3 protein-coding genes are annotated in these 1483 nt (G+C 75.5%); 2 read left to right on the plus strand and 1 reads right to left on the minus strand.

The features are described from left to right. On the minus strand, nucleotides 1-204 hold a 204-nt coding region (locus tag ACFQ3T_RS36560; RefSeq protein ID WP_380730740.1), incomplete at its 3' end, for a hypothetical protein. Nucleotides 205-265: 61 nt separating this feature from the next. Between ACFQ3T_RS36560 and ACFQ3T_RS36565 the strand changes: the two genes are divergently transcribed. Then, on the plus strand, nucleotides 266-1030 hold the full coding sequence (locus ACFQ3T_RS36565) for an NAD(P)H-binding protein (protein WP_380730742.1): 765 nt from the start codon (nucleotides 266-268) through the stop codon (nucleotides 1028-1030). Between the two features lie 65 nt (nucleotides 1031-1095). Next, nucleotides 1096-1483 (plus strand): hypothetical protein (locus ACFQ3T_RS36570; protein ID WP_380730744.1); only part of this gene is annotated, 388 nt, incomplete at its 3' end.

Genomic DNA, 1483 nt, shown 5'->3' on the forward strand with positions numbered 1-1483 from the left:
CCCCGGCGTGAGCCGCACGACGGTCCGCCGCGCCGGCCGCCCGGCGTGGTAGCCGGCGCGGTCGCGCGGGCCCAGCACGAACGCCTCGCCCGTCTCCGAGCACAGGACCAGCGTGGTCGCCGTGTCCGGCGCGTGCACGAGCCGCTCGCCGGCGAGGCGCCGCGTGCCGATCCCGGTGACCCACGGCCGCAAGCGCTCGTCCACGTCCCGCACAACCGCCGGAACTTCCAATACCTTCCCGACCCCGTCGAACCAGACTCGCCGCATGTTGCTGATCACGGGTGCCACCGGCACCACCGGGCGCGAAGTCGTCCGCCTCCTCGCCGAGTGCGCCGTCCCGTTCCGCGCCATGTCCCGCACGCCGACCGGTGACCAGGTCCGCGGCGACCACACCGACCCGGCGTCCCTCGACCGCGCCGTCGCCGGCGTGGACGCGCTGTTCCTGCTCGGCCCCGGCACGCCCGAGCTGCCCGCCTACGACCTGGCCGTGCTGGACGCGGCGAAGCGCGCGGGCGTGCCCAAGGTGGTGAAGCTGTCGGCCATCCCGGTCGGCCCGGTCTCCACGTGGCACCGTCCGGGAGAGGAGGCGGCCCGCGCGTTCCCGTCGTGGACGGTGTTGCGGGCCGGTCTGTTCGCGTCGAACTCGCTCCAGTGGGCGTCGCTGATCGCCGCCGGCGATCCGATCCCGAACCCGATGGGCACGACCAGGCTGGGCGTGGTCGACCCGCGCGACCTGGCCGAGGTGGCGGTGGCGGCGCTGCTCGGCGACCACCACGGGCGGACGTACACGCTGACCGGGCCGGAGCTGTTGGACGTGCCGGGGCAGGTGGCCGTCCTGTCGGGGTTCCTGGGCCGTCCCCTGTCCACTGTGGACGTTCCGCTGGAGTCGCTGCCCGAGGCGTACGCGGAGGGCGTGCGGGCGGTCCGGACCGGCGGCGGGTCGCTGCTCTCCGACGACGTGGCCACCGTGCTGGGCCGCCCGCCGCGGACTTTCGCCGACTGGGTCCGGGAGCGCTTCCAGATGCCCTGACCTCAGCGAACGGCGAGCATTCGGGTCTACTCCCGACCCGGTCGGGACCACTACGCTGCGGAAGCGTGGCACTGGCGCCGGTAGCGACCCGTGGCGCCGCGCGCGTCGTGCGCTGCGGCGCGGTCGGGCTGTCGACCGGTCTGCTCGCCGTGCTCGCGCACGCCGGCGGCGGCGGTCACGTGCCGTCGTTGCCCCACGTGCTGGTGTTCGCCTTCGCCATCGCCTGGACCTGCGTGCCGCTGACGGACCGGCAGCTCGGGTTCGCCGAGCTGCTCGGCCTGGTCGGCGTGGTGCAGGTGGCGGCGCACGTGTTCCTCGCCCTGCTGACCCGGCACCCGCGCGAGCTGGTGCCGTCGCCGTCCGGGCTGCTGGCCCACGCCGCGGCGACGGCGGTCGTCGTCGCGGCGCTGGCGGGCTTCGAGCAGGCCGTGTTCCGGCTGGCCGCCGCCGTGG

The sequence above is a fragment of the Saccharothrix hoggarensis genome (genome assembly GCF_042678885.1).
Classification (GTDB): Bacteria; Actinomycetota; Actinomycetes; order Mycobacteriales; family Pseudonocardiaceae; genus Actinosynnema; species Actinosynnema hoggarensis.